The 25,118-nt window shown below is 65.0% G+C and carries 23 protein-coding genes and 1 pseudogene; 5 read left to right on the top strand and 19 right to left on the bottom strand.

Features of this window, described 5'->3' with window-relative positions; translation table 11 throughout:
• Nucleotide 1: 1 nt before the first annotated feature.
• Nucleotides 2–1,324 (top strand): sensor histidine kinase, encoded by a 1,323-nt coding sequence (locus tag LF41_RS13300; protein WP_084073640.1) that lies wholly within the window; start codon nt 2–4, stop codon nt 1,322–1,324.
• On the opposite strand, the gene LF41_RS13295 is transcribed toward LF41_RS13300, so the two are convergent.
• Nucleotides 1,313–2,266, bottom strand: a complete 954-nt coding sequence (locus tag LF41_RS13295) for a glycosyltransferase family 2 protein (RefSeq protein WP_272913796.1) — start codon at nt 2,264–2,266, stop codon at nt 1,313–1,315. The two genes, LF41_RS13300 and LF41_RS13295, sit on opposite strands and share 12 nt — an antisense overlap.
• Before the next feature lie 90 nt (nt 2,267–2,356).
• On the bottom strand, nt 2,357–3,727 hold the full coding sequence (gene glmU / locus LF41_RS13290) for a bifunctional UDP-N-acetylglucosamine diphosphorylase/glucosamine-1-phosphate N-acetyltransferase GlmU (protein WP_036170529.1): 1,371 nt from the start codon (nt 3,725–3,727) through the stop codon (nt 2,357–2,359).
• Nucleotides 3,728–3,845: 118 nt separating this feature from the next.
• Between glmU and LF41_RS13285 the strand changes: the two genes are divergently transcribed.
• Complete coding sequence (locus tag LF41_RS13285) at nt 3,846–4,229, top strand: GtrA family protein (RefSeq protein WP_036170528.1); 384 nt, start codon at nt 3,846–3,848, stop codon at nt 4,227–4,229.
• Here LF41_RS13285 and LF41_RS13280 read toward each other — a convergent pair whose 3' ends face one another.
• From LF41_RS13280 to LF41_RS13210, 16 genes and pseudogenes are all read right to left on the bottom strand, one after another.
• The gene (locus tag LF41_RS13280; protein ID WP_036170527.1) at nt 4,230–4,736 is read right to left on the bottom strand and encodes a colicin immunity domain-containing protein; all 507 of its coding nucleotides are present in this window, start codon (nt 4,734–4,736) and stop codon (nt 4,230–4,232) included.
• 200 nt (nt 4,737–4,936) lie between these two features.
• Nucleotides 4,937–5,371, bottom strand: a complete 435-nt coding sequence (locus tag LF41_RS16795; RefSeq protein WP_152600022.1) for a hypothetical protein — start codon at nt 5,369–5,371, stop codon at nt 4,937–4,939.
• Nucleotides 5,368–8,565 carry an RHS repeat-associated core domain-containing protein gene (locus tag LF41_RS13275; RefSeq protein ID WP_052116434.1) on the bottom strand — a complete coding sequence of 1,066 codons (3,198 nt, stop codon included), beginning with the start codon at nt 8,563–8,565 and terminating at the stop codon, nt 5,368–5,370. Before LF41_RS13275 ends, LF41_RS16795 begins: the two co-directional genes overlap by 4 nt.
• A 2-nt stretch (nt 8,566–8,567) precedes the next feature.
• Nucleotides 8,568–10,340, bottom strand: coding sequence for a hypothetical protein (locus tag LF41_RS13270; RefSeq protein WP_152600021.1), 1,773 nt, complete (start codon nt 10,338–10,340; stop codon nt 8,568–8,570).
• A gap of 254 nt (nt 10,341–10,594) precedes the next feature.
• On the bottom strand, nt 10,595–11,020 hold the full coding sequence (locus tag LF41_RS13265) for a F0F1 ATP synthase subunit epsilon (protein ID WP_036170523.1): 426 nt from the start codon (nt 11,018–11,020) through the stop codon (nt 10,595–10,597).
• 12 nt (nt 11,021–11,032) lie between these two features.
• A complete protein-coding gene (gene atpD, locus LF41_RS13260; protein WP_036170521.1) occupies nt 11,033–12,436 on the bottom strand; it encodes a F0F1 ATP synthase subunit beta in 1,404 nt (467 codons plus the stop codon).
• A 50-nt stretch (nt 12,437–12,486) separates the two neighbouring features.
• Nucleotides 12,487–13,350, bottom strand: a complete 864-nt coding sequence (atpG, locus tag LF41_RS13255; protein WP_036170519.1) for a F0F1 ATP synthase subunit gamma — start codon at nt 13,348–13,350, stop codon at nt 12,487–12,489.
• Nucleotides 13,351–13,363: 13 nt separating this feature from the next.
• Nucleotides 13,364–14,914: a F0F1 ATP synthase subunit alpha gene (gene atpA / locus LF41_RS13250; RefSeq protein WP_036170518.1), complete on the bottom strand. Its 1,551-nt coding sequence runs from the start codon at nt 14,912–14,914 to the stop codon at nt 13,364–13,366.
• A gap of 48 nt (nt 14,915–14,962) precedes the next feature.
• Nucleotides 14,963–15,499: a F0F1 ATP synthase subunit delta gene (locus tag LF41_RS13245; protein ID WP_036170515.1), complete on the bottom strand. Its 537-nt coding sequence runs from the start codon at nt 15,497–15,499 to the stop codon at nt 14,963–14,965.
• 10 nt (nt 15,500–15,509) lie between these two features.
• Complete coding sequence (locus tag LF41_RS13240) at nt 15,510–15,980, bottom strand: F0F1 ATP synthase subunit B (protein ID WP_036170514.1); 471 nt, start codon at nt 15,978–15,980, stop codon at nt 15,510–15,512.
• A gap of 93 nt (nt 15,981–16,073) precedes the next feature.
• A complete protein-coding gene (gene atpE, locus LF41_RS13235; RefSeq protein WP_036170512.1) occupies nt 16,074–16,349 on the bottom strand; it encodes a F0F1 ATP synthase subunit C in 276 nt (91 codons plus the stop codon).
• 78 nt (nt 16,350–16,427) lie between these two features.
• On the bottom strand, nt 16,428–17,255 hold the full coding sequence (gene atpB / locus LF41_RS13230; RefSeq protein ID WP_036170510.1) for a F0F1 ATP synthase subunit A: 828 nt from the start codon (nt 17,253–17,255) through the stop codon (nt 16,428–16,430).
• A 10-nt stretch (nt 17,256–17,265) separates the two neighbouring features.
• Nucleotides 17,266–17,634 (bottom strand): ATP synthase subunit I, encoded by a 369-nt coding sequence (locus tag LF41_RS13225; protein ID WP_036170508.1) that lies wholly within the window; start codon nt 17,632–17,634, stop codon nt 17,266–17,268.
• A 286-nt stretch (nt 17,635–17,920) separates the two neighbouring features.
• Complete coding sequence (gene lpdA, locus LF41_RS13220) at nt 17,921–19,735, bottom strand: dihydrolipoyl dehydrogenase (RefSeq protein ID WP_036170506.1); 1,815 nt, start codon at nt 19,733–19,735, stop codon at nt 17,921–17,923.
• A 12-nt stretch (nt 19,736–19,747) separates the two neighbouring features.
• Nucleotides 19,748–21,283 (bottom strand): annotated as a pseudogene (locus LF41_RS13215) (dihydrolipoyllysine-residue acetyltransferase); the annotation flags it as partial.
• Between the two features lie 39 nt (nt 21,284–21,322).
• Nucleotides 21,323–22,078 (bottom strand): DUF2884 family protein, encoded by a 756-nt coding sequence (locus LF41_RS13210; RefSeq protein WP_161786967.1) that lies wholly within the window; start codon nt 22,076–22,078, stop codon nt 21,323–21,325.
• Nucleotides 22,079–22,263: 185 nt separating this feature from the next.
• On the opposite strand from LF41_RS13210, the gene LF41_RS13205 reads away from it, so the two are divergent.
• Entirely contained in the window at nt 22,264–22,530 is a 267-nt protein-coding gene (locus LF41_RS13205) for a hypothetical protein (RefSeq protein WP_036170504.1), read from the top strand.
• 169 nt (nt 22,531–22,699) lie between these two features.
• On the top strand, nt 22,700–23,347 hold the full coding sequence (locus LF41_RS13200; protein ID WP_036170503.1) for an OmpW/AlkL family protein: 648 nt from the start codon (nt 22,700–22,702) through the stop codon (nt 23,345–23,347).
• Nucleotides 23,348–23,398: 51 nt separating this feature from the next.
• On the opposite strand, the gene LF41_RS13195 is transcribed toward LF41_RS13200, so the two are convergent.
• Nucleotides 23,399–24,295, bottom strand: a complete 897-nt coding sequence (locus LF41_RS13195; RefSeq protein WP_052116432.1) for a DMT family transporter — start codon at nt 24,293–24,295, stop codon at nt 23,399–23,401.
• Between the two features lie 77 nt (nt 24,296–24,372).
• Here LF41_RS13195 and LF41_RS13190 point away from each other — a divergent pair, with 77 nt between their 5' ends.
• Nucleotides 24,373–25,116: a DNA-formamidopyrimidine glycosylase family protein gene (locus LF41_RS13190; RefSeq protein ID WP_036170501.1), complete on the top strand. Its 744-nt coding sequence runs from the start codon at nt 24,373–24,375 to the stop codon at nt 25,114–25,116.
• The last annotated feature ends 2 nt before the right edge of the window (nt 25,117–25,118 follow it).

Genomic DNA, 25,118 nt, shown 5'->3' with positions numbered 1-25,118 from the left:
CATGGCGCCTCCCGTCACCGGCCGTCGCCTGACGCTGAGCACGACGTTCACGATCCTGGCCGGCGCGTACCTGCTGCTCGCCTCCACGATCTCCGTGGTGCTGGCGGCGGTGCTCGAACACCCGTGGTGGGCGATCCTGGTCGCACCGGCACTGTTGCTCCCGCTGCTGTACTACCACGTGCGCCGCGCGTTCTCGCCGATGCGCTCTTTGTTCCGCGCACTGGCCGGCACGGTGGCGAGCTACCGCGACGGCGACTTCAGCTTCGGCCTGTCGTGGCATGCGAAGAACGAACTCGGCGACCTGGTCGACGCGCACAACGACCTAGGCGATGCGTTGCGCGAGCAGCGCATCGCGCTCGTGCAGCGCGAGTTGCTGCTCGACACGATGGTGCAGCACACGCCCGTCGCGATGGTGCTGGTCGACCCGCATCATCGCGTCGTGCACGGCAACCTCGCCGCGCGCAAGTTGCTCGGCGACGGCAAGCGCCTGGAAGGCCAATCGTTCGAGGAGATCCTCGACCGCTCGCCCGATGCGCTGCGCGAAGCCCTGCAACGCGGCGGCGACGGCATGTTCACCGTCGGCGATGCGGAGCACGAAGAGATCTACCACCTCTCCCGCCGCAGCTTCCGCCTCAACGGCCGCAAGCACGAGTTGTTGCTGCTGCGCCAACTGACCGCGGAGCTGCGCCGGCAGGAAGTGCAAACGTGGAAGAAGGTGATCCGCGTGATCAGCCACGAGTTGAACAACTCGCTCGCACCGATTGCCTCGCTGGCGCACTCGGGCGCGGAGTTGGTCAAGCGCGGGCAGTACGAGCGTTTGCCGAACGCACTGGCGACCATCGAGGACCGCGCGCGGCACCTGGAAGGCTTCATCCGCGACTACGCACGCTTCGCCAAGCTGCCTGCGCCGCGCCTGGAATCGGTGGAATGGAAGCGCTTCATCGCGCAGCTGCATTCGCAGGTGGAGTTCGCGTACGAGGGCGCGGACGAACCCGGCATCGGGCGCTTCGACGCCGCGCAGTTGTCCCAATGCCTGCTCAACCTGCTCAAGAACGCGCACGAATCCGGCTCGGCGCACGGCGATGTCACGCTCGCGCTCAAACGCTTGCCGGAGAGCTGGCGCATCGAAGTGCTGGACCGCGGCAGCGGCATGAACGAAGCGGTGCTCGCCAATGCGTTGCTGCCGTTCTATTCGACCAAGCGGCATGGCACCGGCCTGGGCCTCGCGCTCGCGCGTGAGATCGCCGAAGCGCATGGCGGGCGCATCGCGCTGCTGAACCGCCAGGGCGGCGGTTTGTGCGTGGCGATGACGCTACCAGCGTAACCAGCGGCGCTTGCGCGCGGCGGGGTTGCCGATCGCCGACAGCGCGTTGATCTCCGCGCACGCCTTCGCAAGGAATCCGTCCAGCCCAGCGATCACGTCGATGTGCGCCAGGTCGCGATGGCGGATCACGTCGTCGTCGGTCCCGATCCGATGCGCGCAGGCATCGCCTTCGTCATCCACGCGCGGGAGCGGCGCATCGGCCGGAAGCGCATACCGCAACGCCATCGCTTTCAGGAAATCGTCGTCGCAGCGGTAATCGCGCCGGCGCAGTTCCGCGGCCAGTGCGTCCCAATGCGCGCCTTCGGTCGGCAGCCGATCGGGTTTGATCGACAGCACATGCGTGCCGATCAAGGCCTTGCGCAGCAATTGACCCGCACTGCGCACGGGTGCGTGGCAGAGCGACAACGGCAACACCTTCGGCGCATGGCCCGACGGCGTGTGCGCCGCATGGCTCCCCGGCCCCAAGGTGCAATCGAGCGCGGCGGCGCGCGGCAACACGACCTTCGATTCCTCCGGCAGCGCCATCGCGCGCAGCCGGAAGTGCGCATGCAGCGGCGCGCGCGCGCCGAAGAAATCCCCGCACATCGGCACGTAGGTCGCCCAATGCACCTGGCCGTAGTACGCATCGCCAAGCGTCTCGTCGAGCGATTCCCACTCGAATCCCGCCGGCAACTGCACGAACTCGTCGGCATCCAGCGGCACGACGTACCCGTATCGCCCGAGGGCCGCCACGTGCCGCACCAGCCGCGTGAGCGTCTGCGCTTGCGTTTGTTGGATCCCGTGCTCGTGCAGCACGGTGATCGGCAGGCCTTCCAACCGCAGGCGCTCCAGGATGGCCGGCGTGCCGTCGTTGCTGCCGTGATCGACGATGAACAGGTGCGCGAACGCACGCAGGTTGATGCGCGCGAACAGTTCGATCACGTCGCACTCGTTCCTGACCATCGAGACCGCGGCCGCATGCATTGCGCCATGGTCCGCAGTGCGCACCCCGGCGCACAATTGTCCCGACGGGCATATGTGCCCGCGAAACGTCTACTTCGGCTTCTTCACCGGCCGCTGCCAGCCTTCGAGCGTGGTCTGCTTCGCACGCGACAGCGTCAGCTTGCCGTCCGGTGCGTCCTTGCCGATGACCGAGCCCGCGCCGATCGTCGCGTCCTTGCCGATCGTCACCGGCGCCACCAGCGCGCTGTTGGAGCCGATGAACGCACCGTCGTGGATCGTCGTCGTCGATTTGTTCGCGCCGTCGTAGTTGCACGTGATCGTGCCCGCGCCGATGTTGACGCCGCCGCCGACCACCGCATCGCCGAGATACGTGAGGTGGTTGGCCTTGCTGCCGACGCCCAGTTTCGCGTTCTTGGTCTCGACGAAGTTGCCGATGTGCACGCCGTCGGCGAGCACGGTGCCCGGGCGCAGGCGCGCGAACGGGCCGATCATGACCGCGCCTTCGGTGGTCGCGCCTTCGAGATCGCAATGCGCGCGCACTTCGGTGCCCGCTGCGAGCGAGACGTCCTTCAATCGACAGAACGGCCCGATGCGGACGCCGTCGCCGAGCACGACGGTGCCTTCGAACACGACATTCACGTCGACCTCGACATCGCGCCCGACTGTCACGTCGCCGCGGATGTCCACGCGCGCCGGGTCGGCGAAACGCACGCCTTCGACACACAGCGCGCGCGCCGTGCGCAACTGGAATGCGCGTTCGAGCTGCGCGAGCTGCCACGGATCGTTGGCGCCCTCGGTTTCCAGCGGATCGGCGGCGATGACGATTTCCGCGGCGCTGAATTCGGAGGCGGCTTCGCGGAAGACGTCGGTGAGGTAATACTCACCCTGCGCGTTGTCGTTGGACACGCGCACCAGCCAGCGCTTCAACGCGGTGGATTCCACCGCGATCACGCCGGTGTTGACCAGGCGGATCTGGCGCTCATCGTCGGTCGCGTCCTTGTGTTCGACGATGGAGGCCACGCGGCCTTCGGCGTCGCGCAGGATGCGGCCGTAGCCGGTGGGATCGGGCAATTCGGCGGCCAGCACGGCCAGGCGGCCCGGCGCATCGAGCAAGCGGCGCAACGTCTGCGCCGTGATCAACGGGACGTCGCCGTACAGCACCAGCACCTGCGCGCCATCAGGCACGTTGGGCATCGCCTGCTGCACCGCGTGCGCGGTGCCGAGCTGTTGCGCCTGCTCTGCCCACTGCAGGTCGGGCTGACCGGCGAAGGCCTGCTGCACGCGCTCGCCACCGTGGCCGTAGACGACGTGGATGCCTTCGGGCGACAACGCCCGCGCCGCGTCGATCACCTGCCCGAGCATCGGCTTGCCCGCAATGCGGTGCAGGACCTTGGGCAAGGTGGAACGCATGCGCTTGCCTTCGCCGGCGGCGAGGATGACGACGTGCAGGGGTGCGGGCATCGGGGTCCGATCCGGGGAACAATGACGACGGATTCTAGCGGCGGCCGCTGCTAGGATGCGTTGCCCTTTCCTTCACGGGTCCACGGATGACGCACGACAGCCTTGCAGGGACCGCCGCATGACGCTCGGCCGCCACGCCCGCGGATACCTGATCATCGGCATCGTGCAATGGCTGGTGGACTGGGGCGTCATGGTCCTCCTGAGCCACTGGGGGATGGTGATCGAACTGGCCAACGTCCTCGGCCGCGTGGCCGGCGCAATGCTCGGCTACTGGCTCAATGGCAAGCTCACCTTCCGCGGCGACGACACGGTGGTCGGCCGCAAGCAACTCACCCGCTTCATCCTGATGTGGCTGTGCACCACCTTCGTCAGCACGTGGAGCATGGGCGCGATCGACGATCACTTGGGGTTGAAGTGGGCTTGGTTGGCGAAGCCTGCGGTGGAAGGCGTGCTTGGGGTGACCGGGTTCTTCTTGTCACGGCATTGGGTTTACAAGAAGTAATCAGGCCCGTTGCGGGGCATTTTCCAACGCGCACAGATCGCCCAGGGCTACTGCCACGTTGCGCCGAAGCTCCGCCTCGTCGATGAGAATTTCCGGCTTCTCTGCGCGGAGCTGCACATCGGTGGTGTAACAGTCCGCGTCGCAGAAAACGCGGTTCAGAATCTCGTATTCCATGGCGGAAAACTTGCTGTCATCGGCCTTGAATGTCTGCAGGTAACTGGCTTGGAACTGGTTCGCGGTAATCGCGCATCCCAGGAACGCGCGCATGAGATCAAGGTACTTCGCGACCCGCCCTCGTTGCATCAACTTCCTGTAGTGGAAGTACCTGCGCGTCGAACGGATGACGACCAGCAGCAGGATGACCGGCGCGATCAGGTAGACGAGGTCGGGCTTGGATGCGAGCGCGACCTTCACCACGACCAGATGGAGCGACAGCGCGAATAGCGCTGCCCAAGTCACCGCGGTGAGGAGGTGATTGGTGAGTTTCAGTCGTTCTTGGAGGTTCATCGGGTCAGGCTACTTGGCGAAGCCGAGAAAGCCAAACCCCGGGGCTATTCCTCCCGGGCATCGAACCAGCAAGCGCCCGATCGAAGTGGATGGCGCCCACCACGGCGTCCAGCTCGTTCGCCAATCGTTCGAAGCACCAGCCGATAACCTTTACGTCTCAACAGATGGAACGCACGCCGTAGCTGGATGGCAACACGCTTCTATTTACTAGAACACGGAGCGAAGGCAAACCACATCTCACGCTCCATCGTCAGGGAAGCACACCACTGCATTTCCTGGTTGGCGATATAGTGATGCTGAGGAATGCCAGCTACGGCTTCGGCAAGGCGACCGGCGTCCGCGAAGTCGAAGATGATTGCAACATCAGTCAAGCCATCTCCAGCATACGTCGCTTTACCAGCCAATTTAAAGCGACTCCCAAGCTCAACTAGAAACTCAGCAAATTCTTCTCCTTCGTTGTCAGTACGAAGTTGGCGGTACTCGCTTTCAAGTAGTTGCCAATCAACTTTTGACCCTGTAATCGGGAATCGCGACTCGATTGCCGCAAAGAAGGTAGAGGAATCTGGAATTACTTGAATCCTTTCGCCGAGACCCAGCTTCCGCAAACTCAGCAACAGATCATCCTGAGGCGTCATTGATGCTCCTTGATGAACTGCCTAACCAATTTGTTGACTTGTTCTGGAGTTCCTTTGAAAGTAAAGGTCTGCTTTTCCTTACCGGACCATACATTTATGTGAGCGCCGTGCCGGCCATCGTACTCCACACGAAATCCAGACTTTCCATCAGCTGTCGTCATGCCCACTGGCTTTCCCTTATTCTCACCGAATTTGCCCAGCGTCGCTTTCTCTGCCTTGAATCCTTTATCTCCTAGCCAACCGATCGCGGCGTTCCGCGCCTGATTGAAGTCCTTAAAATCTGTAGTGGCTCGAACCGCATCCATTGCCTTGTCGCCTGCGCGAACGGCCTTTGAAGCGCCTGCGGGGACAAACGGTATGAGGATTGCAGCAGCATCGAACCCGGCATCAATCAACCCTTCCTTGACAAGCTCGCGATCTCCCTTGTACACACCGTAACCGACTTTTCCTAGGTCATAGACCACGCTGGCGACGTCCCAGACGGTATCGATCACTCGGCCATCTGGATCCTTGAATTTGTATGGGTTGCCTGCAGCATAGTTGTATCGGTTGAAGTTCCAAGCCGTTGCCGTATCTACGGCCATTGGGTCTACGCTCAAGAACGCGACAACGTCGGAGTCGTAGTACCGCTGCTGCATGTAGGTCATGCCAGTCAGCGAATCCTCCACATGACCGGTGAATCCTGGTCCCCCATGCATCGCCCGATTCGCCACGCGCCCATACGGCTCGTACTCGCTCTGCTCGATGATGTTGCGCGCAAGCCCGGTCACCACCATGGGCGTTCCCAACGCATCGGTGTGATGGAACTTCAACGTCGGCGGACCGCCCGAGAGCGGTTGCTCGCGCGTCATGACGAAGCTACCGGCGAGGTAAACGTACGCGTTGTTCGTTAGAGCGCGCTCGTCGCGCTGGAACGCGATTTGGCCGGCCTTGCTGTAGAGCGAGAGGATCTTGCCGGTGCCCGGCATGCTTGTCGCTTGCACCCGAAGACCGTGCGCGTCGTAGAGGTATGTCTCCTTGCCGTTCACTTCCCGCAGACGGTTGTCCTGGCTGAACGTGTAGCCTTGGCCGCCCTTGCTGGTCAGGTTGCCCTGCACATCGAAGGTCAACGCGTTGTACGCCGTGGTGCCGGAACTGCAATTGGAAGTGATCTCTCGCAGGAACTGCAGACGGTTGGTTGCTGCTTCGTAGCAATACCGCCACTTACGTTCGGCCATGCTGCCATTCGCCGGCGCGCTCAGCGCCTGGATATTGTCCAGCACGTCGTACGTGTAATTGATCGTTCCGTTGAACATCGGCGAGGTAACCGAGGTCAGTCGGTCCAGCCCGTCGTACGTCATGGTGCGATTGCCGCGTGCGCCGCTGCGTCCGTCGCTGATTCCTGCGACGTTGCCGTTGTAGTCGTAGGTGTAGCTGTCGTCCAGGAACGCCGTGGTGCCATAGCTGTCCTTGCTGCGGTCGGGCATGCCGCGGGCGTTCTGAAGGAGCTTGTGGACGATGCCGTTGCCGTACGTGAACTGGTCGAGCGCGCCGTTGGGGTAGTACGTCGCGTTGGAGACGTACGTGCCCGAAGTCCCGGTGATGCCGGTCGTCTGGCCAAGGGCGTTGACGGCGAACGTGAGCCCCGAGGTATCCGGGTTGACCTGCGTGACCTGAAAACCGTTTGCGTTGTATCCGTAGCCGAGGGACCAGGTGTATTGGCCGGGCTGGTACACGGTTTCGCCGGTGCCGGCGATCATGCGGCGGGTGTTGTACGCATAAGCACGGTACACGCCTTGCGTGCGGCCTGCGCCGTTGTAGTTCCAGACACCATTTGGAAGGCCGTCGGCGGTGTAGTTCCAAACCTGCTCGCCGACATCGTCGCCGAACTCCAGCACCGTCAGGCGATTGCGGTTGTCGTACGTGCGGGTGGACTTGCGCTCGATCCCGCCGACGACGGTGCTGCCGCCGCATGGGGTGCCTTCCGGAAGACCAGCGGCGGACCAGGCGAGGTTGCCGGCGTCGTCGTAATCCATCAATGTCACGCCGGTTTCCGGCTCTGCGGTTCGGCAAAGCGATTGATCGGTGGCGTACGTGAAGCTGCGCGCGACTGCAATCGTCCCACTCGCGTTGCCGCGGGTAATGGCTTCAGGCTTGCCGAACCTGTCGCGAACGATGGACGTGACGACGCCCTCCGGCGAAAAGATGCCGGAAGGCAAATCCGTCGATGGCTCGTCGTATGTGTAATACGACGTGGTCGTCTGGGTGGTTTTCGGCGAGGTCACCCGGTACTGGAAGTTGGACAGATACTCGTGCTGCGTGATCGCCAAGCCGAGCTCGGTGTCCTGCTCGACACGCGTCGGCCGGCCGAGCGCGTCATACGTCGTTCGCGTTCCGGCGGTAACGGTTGCGTAGTTGGACACCAGCGCCGACGGATAGGACTGGAATGCAACGCCGCCTTGCGGCGCATAACGCGTGACCGACATGCTGCGCGTCGCGAGCTTGCTCGCTGCGCTCGTGTCGTCATATCGGTCCGTGACCACCGGACGCCACAGCGCGTCGAAGCGCGTGACCTGAACCCCCTTGTCCGTGGCGACCTGCTCGACCCAATGGCCGATCGGCAAGCCTGCCTCGGCCGTGCCCGATGGCTGGAACGAGCGGACCAGCGGGTTCCAGCGCGAGGTGTCGCACGTCTGTGCAGTGTCCGACGGATACGTGATGCCGGCCAGGCGCCCCACGGGGTCAAACGTGTAGCAGGTGCGATTGCGAAGTTCGTCCTCGACATACTTGATCAGGCCGAGGTCATCGACGAGCGCGGAGCGGTAGTTGCCATCCGCGAACGTGATCTTCTGCGGAATGCCGCGCTTCCATTCCTCGAACTTGATCGTGGTATTGAAGGTCGGCGTGTCGCGGCCGTCCGAGATCGCCGCGAGATTCCCCAGCGCGTCGTACGCAAAGGTCTGCTGCAGCTTTTCAAAGGCGAACGTCTGCACCGGCAACGCCGTCCCCGCATCGAACAGCGTTCGCGATTCGATCAGTTGCGTGTCGACGTTTTTCGATTGCTTCTGTTGCCCGATCACCCAGACAGCGGCGTTGTCTTCGTAGGTGATCTCGTCGGTGCGGCTGTAGGTCTGCGCATTGACCTGCGCCGTGGCCAGCGCAAGCGCCGCGGCGATGTGGAGTCGCTTCATCGTGGATTCCTTCTCGGCGGCCATGGTCAGGGCGCCGGTGCGCTGGACTTGGTGATCTTCGTCGGGCGCCGGTACGCATCGAAGCAAGGCAATGTGCCGGAGCCCTGCCCGTTCGCACCGCAGGTGTCGGGCACTTCCCAGACGAATGCGCGGCCTTGCAACAGCGTGGTGCGCTTGCGTGCCGGCGTCAGGCCGTCCACCTTGTACCAATTGCCGCCGCCGAAGGTGCCGCCGTCGGGGAACGCCGTCGGCCGCAGCCCGTAGGGCGTGTAGTACTCGGTCAGGTCGGTCTTGGTGGCCACGCCGTTGACCAGGTTGTAGTCCACGCGCAGCAGTTGCCCTTCGAGCGTGTCGAAGCGCGTGCTGTAGGTGTAGCGCGTGACGGCATTGGCGGGGTCGGTGACGTCGACATATGCCGTGGTCGGGCACGACGTGGGTGTCGGGCAATAGCGGTCGAGGCTCGCGCGCGGGATCTCGTAGTCGTAGCGCCAGGTCTGGTTCGTAAGACCTGGACCGGACAGCGTCTTATCGACCAATGCCATGCTGACGAAGTACGGGTTCCCGGTTTCGTTCACTTCGCCCGGGTCGTTCGGGCAGTAGCTCGGCACCGAGGACTGCGCGTGCAGGCGACGTGCGAAGTTGAAGGTGCCGATGAGCCCGCTGGGGTGGCGAATGGTTGCCGTCGCGTCGACTTGCCCCGTCGGCGATGAGCCGGTGCCGGAACCATCACCGCCCGGCGCGGGGTTGGCGTTGAAGCACCCGAGCACGTTGTAGGGAAGCAACGGCGCGCCCATGCTGGCGCTCAGGTTGAAGGCCCAGTACGAGGCATCGGGCAACGTCAGTTGCGTGAGCCGGTTGTTCGCGTACGTGTAGGTCCACGTGCGCTCCACCGGCGTGCCGGGCATGACCTTGATCGCCTGAATGAGGTTGGTCGCGGGCGCCCATTCGATAACCACGTGCCGGCCATCACTGGCGTGGATGCGCGTGAGTTGGTCGCCCGTCCACGAGTAGGTCAGCGAGTTGCCGAAGCGGTCCTGCACCTGTGTTGCGTACAGGCGGCCGACGCGACGCGTGAGTACGTAGGTGCCGGCCTTGTCGCCGCCATCCATGTACGCCATGCCCTGATAGGTGGAATATGCCAGCTTGTCCAGCCAGTAGCGTGTCCCATCCGGCGCGAGCGCGACGAATGCCTCGTCGCCGCTGGCACCGCCCTGGATGGTGTCCAGGCAACCGACCTGCCATTGCGTGTAGGTAACCGCCGGGTAATTGCCGGTCGCCGGTTTGCGGAGGTTGGATGGGGCGCGCTTCAGCAATTCCTGCTTGCCGCCGTCGGGCGTGGTCAACTGATACCCGCGCCACCATTTGTCGAGGTCGACGCCGCCATAGCGCGGATACACGCCTTGTTCCGGCGAATACATCGGCCCGAACTGCGTGCAACGGGCGTTGCTGGGCGTGGTCTCGCCCACCTGCCACCCTTCGCGGCCCGGCGTAAGCGTTTCGATGTTGGGGATGACCAGCACCCAATCGCCGAAGCCATTGGGCACCTGCTCCTGCGTTTCCGCCGGATCACCGCGTCGGAATTGCCGCACGATCTCGATCGTCGGGCCGGTGCCTTCGAGGCGGATGTCCACATTGGAGAACGACGCCTCGCCGGTGTAGAGATTGATCGACTCACCCAGCGGCGTTGCCCCGAGCGGTTCGATCGTCTGATACACCTTCAGGCGCTTCTGGTACTCGTTGGCGTCGATGTTCGCGCAGAGCGCAGGCAACGCAATTGCCGCGGCCATACCCATGGCCACGCACGCAGTTCCGATAGATCGCACATCCCACTCCTTTCCCCGCCATGGCCGCGAGCGCAGGCCATGGGCACTTCAGTTGTCTTCGATCAAGCCTCGCACGCGAGGCCAGAATGAAGCGAGTGGGATTCACAAAAACAGCAATTTCGCCTGCATTTCGTGGCGTTTTGCCTCCGATGCGAGCAGCGGTCACGTGGACACGCAAACAAAAACGCCGGCTTTCGCCGGCGTTTTCGATTCTGCTTTTCGCGAGGACCTCAGTGCTTGAGGTTCTTGCGCAGGCGTTCCAGCGCTTGCAGCTGGGCGACGGTTTCGGCCAGCTTGGCCTGGGCTTCGGCGACTTCCATCGCTTCACCGCGGCCGGCGAGGATGCGCTCGGCTTCTTCCTTCGCGGCGCGCACGGCGGCTTCGTCGATGTCTTCCGCGCGGACTGCGGTATCGGCGAGGACGGTGACGACCTGCGGCTGCACCTCGAGGATGCCGCCGGAGATGGCGAAGTCGAGCTTTTCGCCGCCCGGCAGGGTCACGACGACCTTGCCCGGCTTGAGGCGCGTGATCAGCGGAGCGTGCTTCGGCGCGATGCCGAGCTCGCCCAGCTCACCGGTGGCGACGATCAATTCGGCTTCGCCGCGGAAGATCTCGGCTTCGGCGCTGACGATGTCGCAGCGGATGGTGGATGCCATGCCAGGTGCTCCTTAGGCGGCGATCTTCTTGGCCTTTTCGATGGCTTCGTCGATGGAGCCGACCATGTAGAACGCCTGCTCGGGCAGGTGGTCGAGTTCACCGTCGACGATCATCTTGAAGCCGCGGATCGTGTCCTTCAGCGATACGTACTTGCCCGGCGAACCGGTGAAGACTTCGGCCACGTGGAAGGGCTGCGAGAAGAAGCGCTCGATCTTGCGGGCGCGCGACACGGCCTGCTTGTCTTCTTCCGACAGCTCGTCCATGCCGAGGATCGCGATGATGTCCTTGAGCTCCTTGTACTTCTGGAGCGTGGCCTGCACGCGACGCGCGGTGTCGTAGTGGTCGTTGCCGATCGTGTTCGGGTCGAGCTGGCGCGACGTGGAGTCGAGCGGATCGACGGCCGGGTAGATGCCAAGCGAGGCGATCTGGCGCGAGAGCACGACGGTCGCGTCAAGGTGCGCGAACGTGGTGGCCGGCGACGGGTCGGTCAGGTCGTCCGCGGGGACGTACACGGCCTGGATCGAGGTGATCGAACCGGTCTTCGTCGAGGTGATGCGTTCCTGCAGCACGCCCATTTCCTCGGCGAGCGTGGGCTGGTAGCCCACCGCCGACGGCATGCGGCCGAGCAGCGCCGACACTTCCGTACCGGCCAGCGTGTAGCGGTAGATGTTGTCGACGAACAGGAGCACGTCGCGGCCTTCGTCGCGGAAGTACTCGGCCATCGTCAGGCCGGTGAGCGCGACGCGCAGGCGGTTGCCCGGCGGCTCGTTCATCTGGCCGTACACCATGGCGACCTTCGACTTCTCCGGCTCCTGCACGTTCACGACGCCGGATTCCTGCATCTCGTGATAGAAGTCGTTGCCTTCGCGGGTGCGCTCACCCACGCCGGCGAACACCGACAGGCCCGAGTGCTCGGTCGCGATGTTGTTGATCAGTTCCATCATGTTGACCGTCTTGCCGACGCCGGCGCCGCCGAACAGGCCGACCTTGCCGCCCTTGGCGAACGGGCACATCAGGTCGATGACCTTGATGCCGGTTTCCAGCAGCTCGTTGCCGGCCGACTGTTCTTCGTACGACGGGGCCGTGCGGTGGATTTCCCACTGCGTGTCGGCCTTGACCGGACCGGCTTCGTCGATCGGCGTGCCGAGCACGTCCATGATGCGACCCAGCGTGCCCTTGCCCACCGGCACGGAGATGGCGCGGCCGGTGTTGTCGGCGATCAGGTTGCGCTTCAAGCCGTCGGTGGAACCGAGGGCGATGGTGCGCACGATGCCGTCGCCGAGCTGCTGCTGGACTTCCAGCGTGATCTCGGTGTTCTGCACCTTCAGCGCGTCGTACACCTTCGGCACGTTCTCGCGCGGGAATTCGACGTCGACGACCGCGCCGATGATCTGAACGATCTTGCCCTGGTTCATTGCCATAGCCTCAGTAGTAACTCTTGATTGCTTCTAGTTGGTGGGCGCGGTCAGACCGCGGCCGCACCGCCCACGATTTCGGAGATTTCTTGCGTGATCGCCGCCTGGCGCGCCTTGTTGTAGACGAGGTTCAGCGTGCCGATCAGCTTGGTGGCGTTGTCGGACGCGGACTTCATCGCGACCATGCGCGCGGCATGTTCGGAAGCCACGTTCTCGAGCACCGCCTGGTACACCAGCGATTCGATGTAACGCGTCAGCACGTGCTCCAGCACGGCCTGCGCGTCGGGTTCGTACAGGTAGTCCCAGTCGTGCTTGGCGACCTGCGTGTCCGACGCCGGCAGCGGCAGCAACTGGTCGAACGTCGCCTTCTGCGTCATCGTGTTGACGAAGTCGTTGTAGGCGAGGAAGACCTTGTCGACCGAACCGTTCTGGTAGTGGTCCAGCATCACCTTGATGACGCCGACCAGCTGTTCGACGTGCGGCGTGTCGCCCAGGTGCGTGACCGAGGCGAGCATGCCCACCTTGATGCGGCGGAAGAACACCGACGCCTTCTGGCCGATGGTGACGACGTCGACTTCAACACCCTGCTGCTGCCACTGGCGGAACTCGGCCAGCATCTTGCGGAACAGGTTGTTGTTGAGGCCGCCGGCCAGGCCGCGATCGGACGAGACGACGATGTAACCGACACGCTTGATGTCGGTGCGCTGCACCAGGTACGGATGGCGGTATTCGGAGTTCGCCTGGGCGAGATGGCCGATCACCTGCTTCATCGCGCGCGCATACGGGCGCGAGGCCTTCATGCGGTCCTGCGCCTTGCGGATCTTGGACGCCGAGACCATTTCGAGCGCGCGCGTCACCTTGCGGGTGTTCTGCACGCTCTTGATCTTGGTTTTGATTTCGCGGCCGCCAGCCATCGTCAGTCTCCGATTACCACGTGCCCGTCGAGCGGAACTCTTCGATGCCCTTCTTGAAGGAACCTTCGAGCTCGTCGTTCCAGTCGCCGGTCTCGTTGATCTTCGAGATGACGTTGCCCATCGTGTTGGCGAAGTGGGCCTGGAGGGCGGCTTCGAACGCGCCGATCTTGCTGACCGGCACGTCGTCCATGTAGCCCTTGTCGACCGCGTAGATCGACAGCGACTGCTCGGCGACCGACATCGGCGCGTACTGCTTCTGCTTCATCAGTTCGGTCACGCGCTGGCCGCGCTCGAGCTGCTTGCGCGTGGCGTCGTCCAGGTCCGAGGCGAACTGCGCGAAGGCAGCCAGCTCACGGTACTGGGCGAGCGCGATGCGGATGCCGCCCGAGAGCTTCTTCATGATCTTGGTCTGCGCAGCGCCACCGACGCGCGAGACCGAGATGCCGGCGTTCACGGCCGGGCGGATGCCGGCGTTGAACAGGTCGGTCTCGAGGAAGATCTGGCCGTCGGTGATCGAGATCACGTTGGTCGGCACGAACGCCGAGACGTCGCCGGCCTGCGTTTCGATGATCGGCAGCGCGGTGAGCGAGCCGGTCTTGCCCTTGACGGCGCCGTTGGTGAACTTCTCGACGTATTCCTCGGACACGCGCGCGGCGCGTTCCAGCAGGCGGGAGTGGAGATAGAACACGTCGCCCGGATACGCTTCGCGGCCCGGCGGGCGGCGCAGCAGCAGCGAGATCTGGCGGTAGGCCACGGCCTGCTTGGACAGATCGTCGTACACGATCAGCGCGTCTTCGCCGCGGTCGCGGAAGTACTCGCCCATGGTGCAGCCCGAGTAGGCGGCGATGTACTGCATCGCGGCCGATTCGGACGCCGAGGCGGCGACGACCGTGGTGTACGCCATCGCGCCGAACTCTTCGAGCTTGCGCACGATGTTGGCGATGGTGGAGTTCTTCTGGCCGATCGCGACGTAGATGCACTTAACGCCGGAATTCTTCTGGTTGATGATCGCGTCGATCGCCACCGCGGTCTTGCCGGTCTGGCGGTCGCCGATGATCAGCTCGCGCTGGCCGCGGCCGATCGGGATCATCGAGTCGATCGACTTGTAACCGGTCTGCACCGGCTGCGAGACCGACTTGCGCCAGATCACGCCCGGGGCGATGGTTTCCACCGGCGCGGAGGTCTTGGCGTCGATCGGGCCCTTGCCGTCGATCGGCTCGCCCAGCGCGTTGACGACGCGGCCGAGCATTTCCGGGCCGGTCGGCACTTCGAGGATGCGGCCGGTGGTCTTGGCGGTGTCGCCTTCGCGCAGGTGCTCGTAGTCGCCGAGCACCACGGCGCCGACGGAGTCGCGCTCCAGGTTCAGCGCCAGCGCGTACGTCGCGTTGGGCAGCTCGATCATTTCGCCCTGCATCGCGTCGGCCAGGCCGTGGATGCGCACGATGCCGTCCGACACCGAGGTCACGGTGCCTTCGTTGCGCGCTTCGGCAGCGAGCTTGACCTTCTCGATGCGGGTCTTGATCAGTTCGCTGATTTCGGACGGGTTGAGCTGCGTGGTAGCCATGGTGTTTTTCCCGATGTGCCGGCGTTGCCGCCGACGTTTAGCAATGAATTAGTTGGACAGCGCGGCCTGGAGGCGACCGAGCTTGCCGCGCAGCGAGCCGTCGATGACCACGTCGCCGGCGTCGATCACCGCGCCGCCGATCAGGGCTTCGTCCACCGCGGTCTCGACTTCCACTTCGCGGCCGAAGCGCTTCTTCAGCGCGGCCTTGATGGTGTCGAGCTCGGCGGCCGGCAGCGGCGTCGCGGAGGTCACGCGCGCCTTGACGACGCGTTCGGCTTCGAAGCGCAGCTCGTCGAACAGGCCCGCGATTTCCGGCAGCGCGCCCAGGCGACGGTTGTCGGCGAGCAGGCCCAGGAAACGCGCGAAGGTTTCGCTGTCAACGTTCGCCTGCGGCGGCGTGAGCAGCGCGACGGCATCGGCCGACGTCAACGCGGGGTTGCCCAGCAGTGCGGACACGCGCGGGTCGGCAGAGACGTGCGCGGCAAAGCCGAGCGCGTCGGACCAACCGGCGAGCGCGCCAGCGTCCCGCGCCAGCGAGAACGCAGCGCGGGCGTAGGGACGGGCGAGGGTCAGGGCCTGGCTCATCGATGCGTCCTCAGAGCTGCGCGGCCAGATCGTCGATCAGCGCCTTGTGGGCGTTGGCGTCGATCTCGCGCTTGAGCAGCTTTTCGGCGCCGGTCACGGCGAGGGCGGACACCTGCTTGCGCAAGTCTTCCTTCGCACGGTTGGCGGCGGCGACGATTTCGGCTTCGGCCAGCGCCTTCTGGCGGTTGGCTTCGGCGATCGCGTCGTTCTTGGCCTGGTCGATCATCTGGTTGGCGCGGGTATGGGCCTGCTCGATGATCTCGTTGGCCTTGATGCGCGCGGCCTTGAGTTCTTCGTTGACCTTGTCCTGCGCCTGCGCGAGGTTCTTCTGGCTCTGGTCGGCGGCGGCGAGGCCTTCAGCGATCTTCTGCTGGCGCTCTTCGATCGCCTTCATCAGCGGCGGCCAGATGAACTTCACGGTGAACCAGATGAGGATCGCGAACGACAACATCTGGCCAAGCAAGGTGATATTCGGATTCATGTCATGCCCTGCGAATCGAAAGCGCCGCGGCCGGATGCCGCGACGCCAGTTCCAACTGCACGCGCGCCGACAGGGCGCGCATGCACGTGCTGCTTAGGCGGCGGCCTGCTGGAGGGCGGCGAGCAGCGGGTTGGCGAACGCGAACATCATCGCCACGCCGACGCCGATCAGGAACGCCGCGTCGATCAGGCCGGCGAGCAGGAACATGCGGCCCTGGAGCATCGGGACGAGTTCCGGCTGGCGGGCGGCGGATTCGAGGAACTTCGAACCCATGATGCCGATGCCGAGGGCGGCGCCGAGCGCACCCAGGCCGACGATGATGCCGATGGCGACGGCGGTGAGGCCCTGGACGTTGGCGATGAATTCCATGGTGGATCTCCGGATGACTTAACTAGTTGGTTTGAAGGGTGAAGCGAAAGCGGGGTGGTACGTACCGCGAAAAAACTCTTAGTGGTGCTCGTGCGCCATCGCGAGGTACACGACGGTCAGCACCATGAAGATGAAGGCCTGCAGCAGGATGATCAGGATGTGGAAGATCGCCCACACCGAGTTGAAGATCACGCCGGGAATGAAGGTGATCCACGAGGCGAACAGGCCCGCGATCAGCATGAAGACGAGCTCGCCGGCGTACATGTTGCCGAACAGTCGCATGCCCAGGCTCACCGGCTTGGACAGGTATTCGACGACATTGAGGAAGAGGTTGGGAACCGCGAGCAGGATCTTCGCGAACGTGCCGTGCGCGTGGAACGGCGCGGTGAACAGTTCCTTGGTGAAGCCCCAGCCGCCCTTCGCCTTGATCGAGTAGAAGATGATCAGGAAGAACACGGTGATCGACATCGCGAACGTCGTGTTGACGTCGGCGGTAGGCACCCAGCGCAGATAGGTGTGGTGCGCGGTCTCGTGGCCGGCGACGGCCGTGACCGCCGCGCTCGGCAGGTCGATCGGCAGCAGGTCCATGGCGTTCATGAAGACGACCCACACGAAGATCGTCAGCGCGAGCGGCGCGATGAAGCGGCGGTCGCCGTGGAAGGTGTCCTTGACCTGGCTGTCGACGAACTCGACGACCATTTCGACGAAGGCCTGCGGCTTGGACGGCACGCCGGCGGTGGCCTTGCGGGCCTGGGACCACAGCAGGAAGCAGCCGAGCAGGCCGACGATGAGGCCGACCAGCCACGAGTCCATGTGGAGTTCGTGGCCCGCCACGTTGACCTTCCAATGGGTCAGGTGGTGGACGATGTATTCGGTCAGGCCACCGCTGCTCTTTTCAGGACTCACGCCGCTTCCTCTATGCCCAAAGTTTCGTCGCGACCAACATTGCGATCGCGGCCATCGCCGCGCCGCCGAGCACCGCCATTGCCGGCAGGTGCCACACCGCGATCGCAAGGAACACCCCGACGATCACGACCAACCACTTGCCCGCCAGGCCGAGCAGCAGGCGCCCCAGCGCCATGCCCGCACCCTGCACGCCGCCGCCGAAGGCCGCCCATGCGGCCACGAGGCCACCGAGCGTCATCGACCCACCCCCCACCAGCGCACCGAGCGCGGCATCACGGCCGGACATCAGGCAAGCCAGGGCTGTCAGCAACGCCACGGCCAGCTGGAGGGCGGCCGTGCGCTGCGCCAGCCGCCGGCCGGCGGCGACGGTGTTCAGCACGCGCGTATTCCGGGGGAGGTGACGGAGGCTGCGGACCAAAAGGGCTCCGCGAAGCCGCGAAAGTATAGAACGCCCCCGGACGGGCGGCAACCGCCGGAAGCACCGGAAATCAGGCATTTAGCGGGCTGAACGGGTGTCCGCACGACGTTCGCTGAAATCGCGGAACCTTTTCGCCGACACCCGTGTCAGTGATCACCGAGGCTGTCGCTACTTCCTCGTCGGTCCTCGCGGCAGCTCACCGAAGCCCCGGCGCCTCGTCTCGTCGGGGCTTCGCCTTTTGTGGCGCCTACTTCTTCTTCGGCGCGTAGATGTCCGTCGCGGTTCCCTCGAACACTTCGGCCGCGAAGCCCACCGATTCGCTCAACGTCGGATGCGGATGGATCGTCGCGCCGATGTCTTCGGCTTCCGCGCCCATCTCGATGGCCAATGCGATCTCGCTGATGAGATCGCCCGCGTGCACGCCGACGATGCCGCCGCCGATCACGCGATGCGTCGCGTTGTCGAAGATCAACTTGGTGAAGCCTTCCGTGCGGTCGATGCCGATCGCGCGGCCACTCGCGGCCCACGGGAACTTGCCGACGCCGACGTTCAATCCCTTCGCCGCCGCTTCGCTTTCGGTCACGCCGACCCACGCGATCTCCGGATCGGTGTACGCCACCGACGGAATCACGCGCGCGACCCACTCGCGCTTCATGCCGCTGGCGACTTCCGCCGCGAGGCGACCCTCGTGCGCGGCTTTGTGCGCGAGCATCGGATTACCGATCAGATCGCCGATGGCGAAGATGTGCGGCACGTTGGTGCGCATCTGCCGATCGACGGGAATGTAGCCACGATCGGTGACCTGCACGCCGGCCTTGCCTGCATCGAGCTTGCCGCCGTTGGCGCTGCGGCCCACGGCAACGAGCACGCGGTCGAATGTCTTGCGTTCGGGAATGCTCTCGCCTTCGAACGACACATCGACACCGGCCTTCTTCGCTTCGCTCGCAACGACCTTCGTCTTCAGGTGCACCTTGACGCCCTGCTTCTTCAAGCGCGCGGCGAGCGGCTTGACGAGATCGGCATCCGCACCGGGCATCAATTGGTCGAGCAATTCGACGACGGTGACGTCCGTGCCCAGTGCGCGATATACCGTCGCCATTTCCAGGCCGATGATGCCGCCGCCGACGACGAGCATCGTCTTCGGGATGTCCGCGAGCTCCAGCGCATCGGTGGAATCCATGATGCGCTTGTCCTTCCAGTCGAAGCTCGGCAGCTTCACCGGCTGCGAGCCGGCCGCGATGATGCAGTACTGGAAGCGCAGCAGCTGCGTGCCCTGCTCGCCCGCGATCTCCAACTCGTTCGGCGAGACGAACTTCGCGGTGCCCTGCACCTGGCGCACCTTGCGCTGCTTCGCCATGCCGGCCAGGCCTTTCGTCAACTGGCCGACCACCTTGTCCTTGTACGCGCGCAACGCATCGAGTTCGATCTTCGGCTCGCCGAAGGTGATGCCGAAGGATTTCGCGTGCGCCGCTTCATCGACGACGGCCGCCGCATGCAGCAGCGCCTTCGACGGTATGCAGCCGACGTTGAGGCAGACACCGCCGAGCGCGGGGTAGCGCTCGACGACGACCGCATCCATTCCGAGATCGGCCGCGCGGAACACGGCGTTGTAACCGCCGGGGCCCGAACCGATGACGACGATCTGGCACTCGATGTCGGCCTTGCGACCCGTCGCGGCCGCAGGCGCCGGACCGGTCGACGGTGCGGACGGGGACGGTGTCACGGGCGTCGCATGCGCGGCGGCGGGTGCGGCCGGTTGCGCGGGCTTGGGCGCTTCGGCCTTCGGCGCTTCCGCCTTCGCAGGGGCAGGCGCATCGCCCGCGCCTTCGGCCTCGACGACCGCGACCACGCTGCCTTCCGACAACTTGTCGCCCACCTTCACCTTCAACTCGACGATCTTGCCGGCGACCGATGACGGAACCTCCATGGTCGCCTTGTCCGATTCCAGCGTGACCAGGCCCTGGTCCTGCTTCACGGTGTCGCCGACGGCAACGAGCAACTCGATCACGGGGACATCGTCGTAACCGCCGATGTCGGGGACTTTCACTTCGGTGCGTGCCATGCGCGAATCTCCTTACAGGGTCGCGCGGCGCATGTCGCCGAGCAGTTGCGCCAGGAACGCGGTGAAGCGCGCGGCGGCGGCGCCGTCGATCACGCGGTGGTCGTAGCTCAGCGAGAGCGGCAACACCAGGCGCGGCTGGAATTGCTTGCCGTCCCACACCGGCTTCATCGACGACTTCGACACGCCGAGGATCGCGACTTCCGGCGCGTTGACGATCGGCGTGAACGCCGTACCGCCGATGCCGCCGAGCGAGCTGATCGAGAAGCAGCCGCCGCTCATGTCGGCCGGACCGAGCTTGCCGTCGCGCGCCTTCGCCGCGAGTTCGCTGGTTTCCTTCGCGATCTGCAGCACGCCCTTCTTGTCGACGTCGCGCACGACGGGAACGACCAGGCCGTTCGGCGTATCGGCCGCGAAGCCGATGTTGAAATACTTCTTGAGCGTGAGGTTCTCGCCGCTGGCATCCAGCGAGGCGTTGAAATTCGGGAACTTCTGCAGCGCGACCACGCTGGCTTTCATCAGGAAGGCGAGCATCGTGAGCTTGAGGCCGGCCTTCTCGTTCTCCTTGTTGAGCGAGACACGCAAGGCTTCGAGGTCGGTGATGTCGGCATCGTCGTGCTGCGTGACGTGCGGGATCATCGCCCAGTTGCGCGCGAGGTTGGCGCCGGAGATCTTCTGGATGCGCGTGAGCGGCCTAGTTTCGATTTCACCGAACTTGGAGAAGTCGACGTTCGGCCACGGCAGCAGGTGCAGGCCGCCACCGGCGGCAACGACGCCCGTGGACGGTGCCCCGCCACCGGACAGCGCGCGCTTCACGAAATTCTGCACGTCTTCCTTTTCGATGCGCCCCTTGCGGCCGTTGCCTTGCACGTGCGCCAGATCGACGCCGAGTTCGCGCGCGAACAGGCGGACGGCGGGGCTCGCGTACGGCACTTTCTCCGGCAGCAACCCGTCGGCGTCGAAAGACACCGGCGGCGAACGCGGCGGCAACGCTTCGGCATCGATGCCCGGCTTGCTGTCGAGCGGCGTGCCCGTCGACGCGGCCTGCGACGACGGCGCGGCGGCGATGCTCTGCTGCGCGATGCGGTCGGGTTGCGTGGACGGTGCGACGGGTTCGACCTTCTCGCCGGTTTCCGACGTGGGCTTGGTCGGCGGCGGCGTGGGCGGGTTCGCCGGTGCCGGCGCGCTCGCGGCCTTCGCGCCTTCCGTCTTCGGCGCGTCCGCGGCATTGCTGGCTTCGATCAGCGCAACGACGCTGCCTTCGGACAACTTGTCGCCGACCTTCACCTTCAACTCGCGCACCACGCCAGCGAACGGCGCGGGCACTTCCATCGTCGCCTTGTCCGATTCCAGCGTGACCAAGCCCTGGTCGGCCTTGACCGTGTCGCCGACGGCGACCAGCAATTCGATGACGGGGACGTCGTCGTAACCACCGATGTCGGGGACTTTCGCTTCCTGGGTTCCGGCCATGGGGGACGACTTCCGTGGAGATTGGTCGTCCATTGTGCGAAAAAAAACGCCCGCGGGGGAGGCGCGGGCGGCGGGGGACGCGTCGGTGCTCTTCCGGCGCGACTCAGGGGTGCGGGGAGGTCAGCGGTAGTCGTCGCGGACCTTCACCTTCGCGTCGATCAGGTCCAGGCGCCGGCCATCGGGCAGCCGATAGACGAGCGCGTTGTCGATGGCGTCGAGCGCCTCCATGCGGCGGCAGAGGTTTTCCGCGCGCATTTCCAGCTGTTTCGCGCGGGGCTCGACGCGGCGTTCGATTTCCTTGTCGAGGTTGTTCATGCGCTCGATGCGCGCCTCGTCGCCGCTGAACGCGGCCGAGATCGCGCCGCCGACGATGTCGCCGATGACCAGCGGCAGGACTTCGGAGATGGCGTTTTCGATGCTGCGGCCGAGTTCGTTGCCGTTGAAACGATTCGCCGTGACGGCGCGTTCCAGGCGCTTGTCGACGTCGGCGCGCGAACGGGCAAGCGCGGCGCGGGTCTCCTCGGGACGTGAACTCAGGCCCGTGGCCACTTCGCCCAGCGCGGTGAATGCGATGTCGGCGGCGTCGCGGCCGATCTGCGCGGCAAGCGGCAAGGTGGCGCGGATGTGCTGTTCGTAATCGGCGATGCGCTTGCTGTCGTCCTTGCTCAAGCTCACCCACTTGTCGTCGACGAACATGCGTCCGTTGCGCATGACGATCGCCTTCGGCGTGCCCGTCTGGCGCGTCAGGACCACCGACTTGTCGGTGACGTTGAGGTCGTAGTCGCTGTCGACGTCGCACTCGATGTTCTTCGCCGTCGCGGCGCCGCAGGCCAGTGCCAGGGCGACCACCAGGCCGCCGTTCAACGCAAGCTTCATGCCACGCATCGCTCACCTCTCCTCGTCTATGGGCCGATCATGCAACGGGCGTGCCGGAAACGGCACGTGCCGGTGGGAGCCATGACTGACGTCACGGTGGCGCATGGGACTGCAACCATCCACGCACAGGGCGCATCTTCCATACCGTGGCAACCATTCCCCCCTGCCACCGTGCGAGGTCCGTCATGTATTCCGTTCAACATGTCCTGTGGCGCGGCGCGATGGCGATCAGCCTGCTGGTCGTCGGCGGTATCGGCGCCGGCATGTCCCCGCAGCCGCTGCCGGCCGTGGAAGATCAGATCGCGTGCGAAGACGCGGCGTTCGTCTTCGATGGCGTCCACGGCGAAATGAAGTCCGGCTTCGCCTTCGTCGTCGACCAGCCGGTGCAGCACCTGCAGGTCTTCGAAACCGTCGTCATCAAGGGCATCCCGCCGCAGCCCGAAGAAGCGTGAAATCGATGTCGCGTGCCTGAACGCGCGCGTCATCGACTTGCCGATGCGGTGAAATTCCGCAATGCATCGCGCGGCGCGCGGACGCCGCACCCGTTGTCGTTCATGCGGGCCACGCAAGCATGGCCTCGCCCCATCTCCCCGGGGCACAGAACACAACGAGGAGAGGCACATGCGAAACACTTATCGAGCCCTTGCCATCGCCGCCGCGCTCGCGGCCACCCCGATGGCCTTCGCGCAGGACAGCACCACGACGTCGAATGACGCGACGCCGAAGCGCTTCAGCGTCGTCGGCGGCTACGCGCACATGGTGCCGAAATCGAATCCGGGCACGATCGCGGGCCAGTCGGCCGATCTCGACGGCAACGGCGCCGCGACGTTGAGCGGCACGTGGCACGTCGACGATCACTGGGGCGTCGAGCTGTGGGGCACGCCCGACAAGTTCAAGACGGACGTGGACCTCGCCAACGGCGGTCGCGGTGCGTACAAGCAGCAGCCCATCGCGGTGAGCGGCCAGTATCACTTCGGCCAGGCCTCGCAGCCGATCCGCCCGTTCGTGGGCCTGGGCTATTACGAGTCGAACATCGACGGTGAACGCTTCGATGCGACCGCCGCGGGCGGCAACCATGTCGGCCTCGATACGCCGAAGGGCGCGATCGCGACGGTCGGCGCGGACTTCAACATCACCGACCGCGTGTTCGCGCGCGCGGATGCGCGTTACCTGAAGGGCGATGCGGAGGCGAATGTCGCCGGCGTGCCCGCCGGTGAGGTGGACCTGGACCCGTGGATCGTCGGCGTGGGTGTCGGCGCACGTTTCTGAGCGAGCAGTGCGTAGGCGAACAAAAGGGGCCGGGAAACCGGCCCCTTTCTCTTAAGGGTGTTCGGCTTCGGCGTGGACCTTCTCGCGCCGCAGCAGATACAGCCCGCTGCCGATGATGATCGCCGCGCCGAACCACGTGATCGAATCCGGCAGCACGCCCCAGAAGGCGAGATCGAGGCACACGCCCCACACCAGCGCGGTGTATTCCAGCGGCGCGATCAGCGAGGCTTCGCCCCACTTGAACGCAAGGGTGATCGCGTACTGGCCGAACGCACCGGCGACGCCCAGGGCCGCGATCAGCGGCCAATGTTCGCGCTGCACGGGGACCCAGTCGGGATACGCGAGCGCGCCCGCACCGAGCGCCATCATCGCCATCAGCCAGACCATCATCGATTGCACCGAGTCGGTTTTCGCCAGCAAGCGCACGGTGATCGCCGACACCGCATAGGCCAGCGCCGACAACAGCACCGCCATCCCCGCCAGGCTCAGTACGCCGGCGGTCGTCGGCCGCAACACGACGAGCACGCCGACCAGGCCGACGCCGATCGCGATCCAACGCCGCGGGCCCACGCGCTCTTTCAGGAACGGCACAGACAACGCGGTGATCAGCAAGGGAGCGACGAAAAAGATCGAATAGGTCGTCGACAACGGCAACGACTTCAGCGCGTAGACGAACGCGGCCATCATCGCGATGCCCAGCACGCCGCGCAGGATGTGCAACGACCAGCGGACGCGGAACAACGGGCGCAGGCCGACCGTCGCCAGCGCCCACGCGAGTACGAGCGGCAGGGACGACAGGCCGCGGATGGTCGCCACCTGGAACGGCGGGTAATGCGCCGACAGCATTTTCAGCGCCGTATCCATCAGCGCGAACAGGGCGACGGCGAGGAGCATCAGGCCGATCGCGCGCAACTGGCGGCGACGATCGTGGTGGGCGGGGGAGTCCATCGCGCAAGCTTGGGGCAACGCGATGGCCGGCGCCACCCTGCACGCCGCGCCGACGCGCCGCCCGTCAGCCTGCGGGCGTGCCCGAAGGTCCGTCCATCGTCATCCTGCGCGAAGAAGCCGCGTCGTTCGCCGGGCGCAAGGTCCTGCGCGTGGAAGGCAACGCGCGGCTGATCGACGTCGATCGCATGCGCAACCAGCCCGTGCGCGCCGTGTGCAGTTGGGGCAAGCATTTCCTCATCGCGTTCCCGACTTTCGCGCTGCGCGTGCATTTCATGCTGTTCGGCAGCTACCGCATCGACGAGCGCAAGCCCAATGCCAACGTACGTCTCTCGCTCGGGTTCGCGAAGGGCCGCGAACTGAATTTCTACGCCTGCTCGCTGAAGTACATCGAAGGCCCGCTTGACGAGACGTACGACTGGAGCGCGGACGTGATGGCTGATGCGTGGAATCCGCGCGCGGCGCGGAAGAAGCTGTCCGCGCAGCCCGACGCGCTGGTGGCCGACGCGCTGCTCGACCAATCGGTGTTCTCCGGCGTGGGCAACATCATCAAGAACGAGGTGCTGCACCGCATCCGCGTGCACCCCGAAAGCACCGTCGGCGCCCTGCCCTCGCGCAAGCTCGGCGAGATGATCAAGCAGGCGCGCGAGTACAGCTTCGACTTCCTCGAATGGAAAAAGGCCTACGTGCTGCGCAAGCACTGGCAGGTGCACGCGAAGAAAACCTGCCCGCGCGACAGCACGCCGTTGTCGTACCGCAAGCACCTCGGCCGCGCAGGGCGGCGCGCCTTCTGGTGCGCCACGTGCCAGACGCTTTACGAGTAACC

Origin of the sequence: Lysobacter dokdonensis DS-58 (genome assembly GCF_000770795.1) — a bacterium.
GTDB lineage: Bacteria > Pseudomonadota > Gammaproteobacteria > Xanthomonadales > Xanthomonadaceae > Noviluteimonas > Noviluteimonas dokdonensis.
This window is presented reverse-complemented; position numbering and strand designations above follow the sequence as displayed.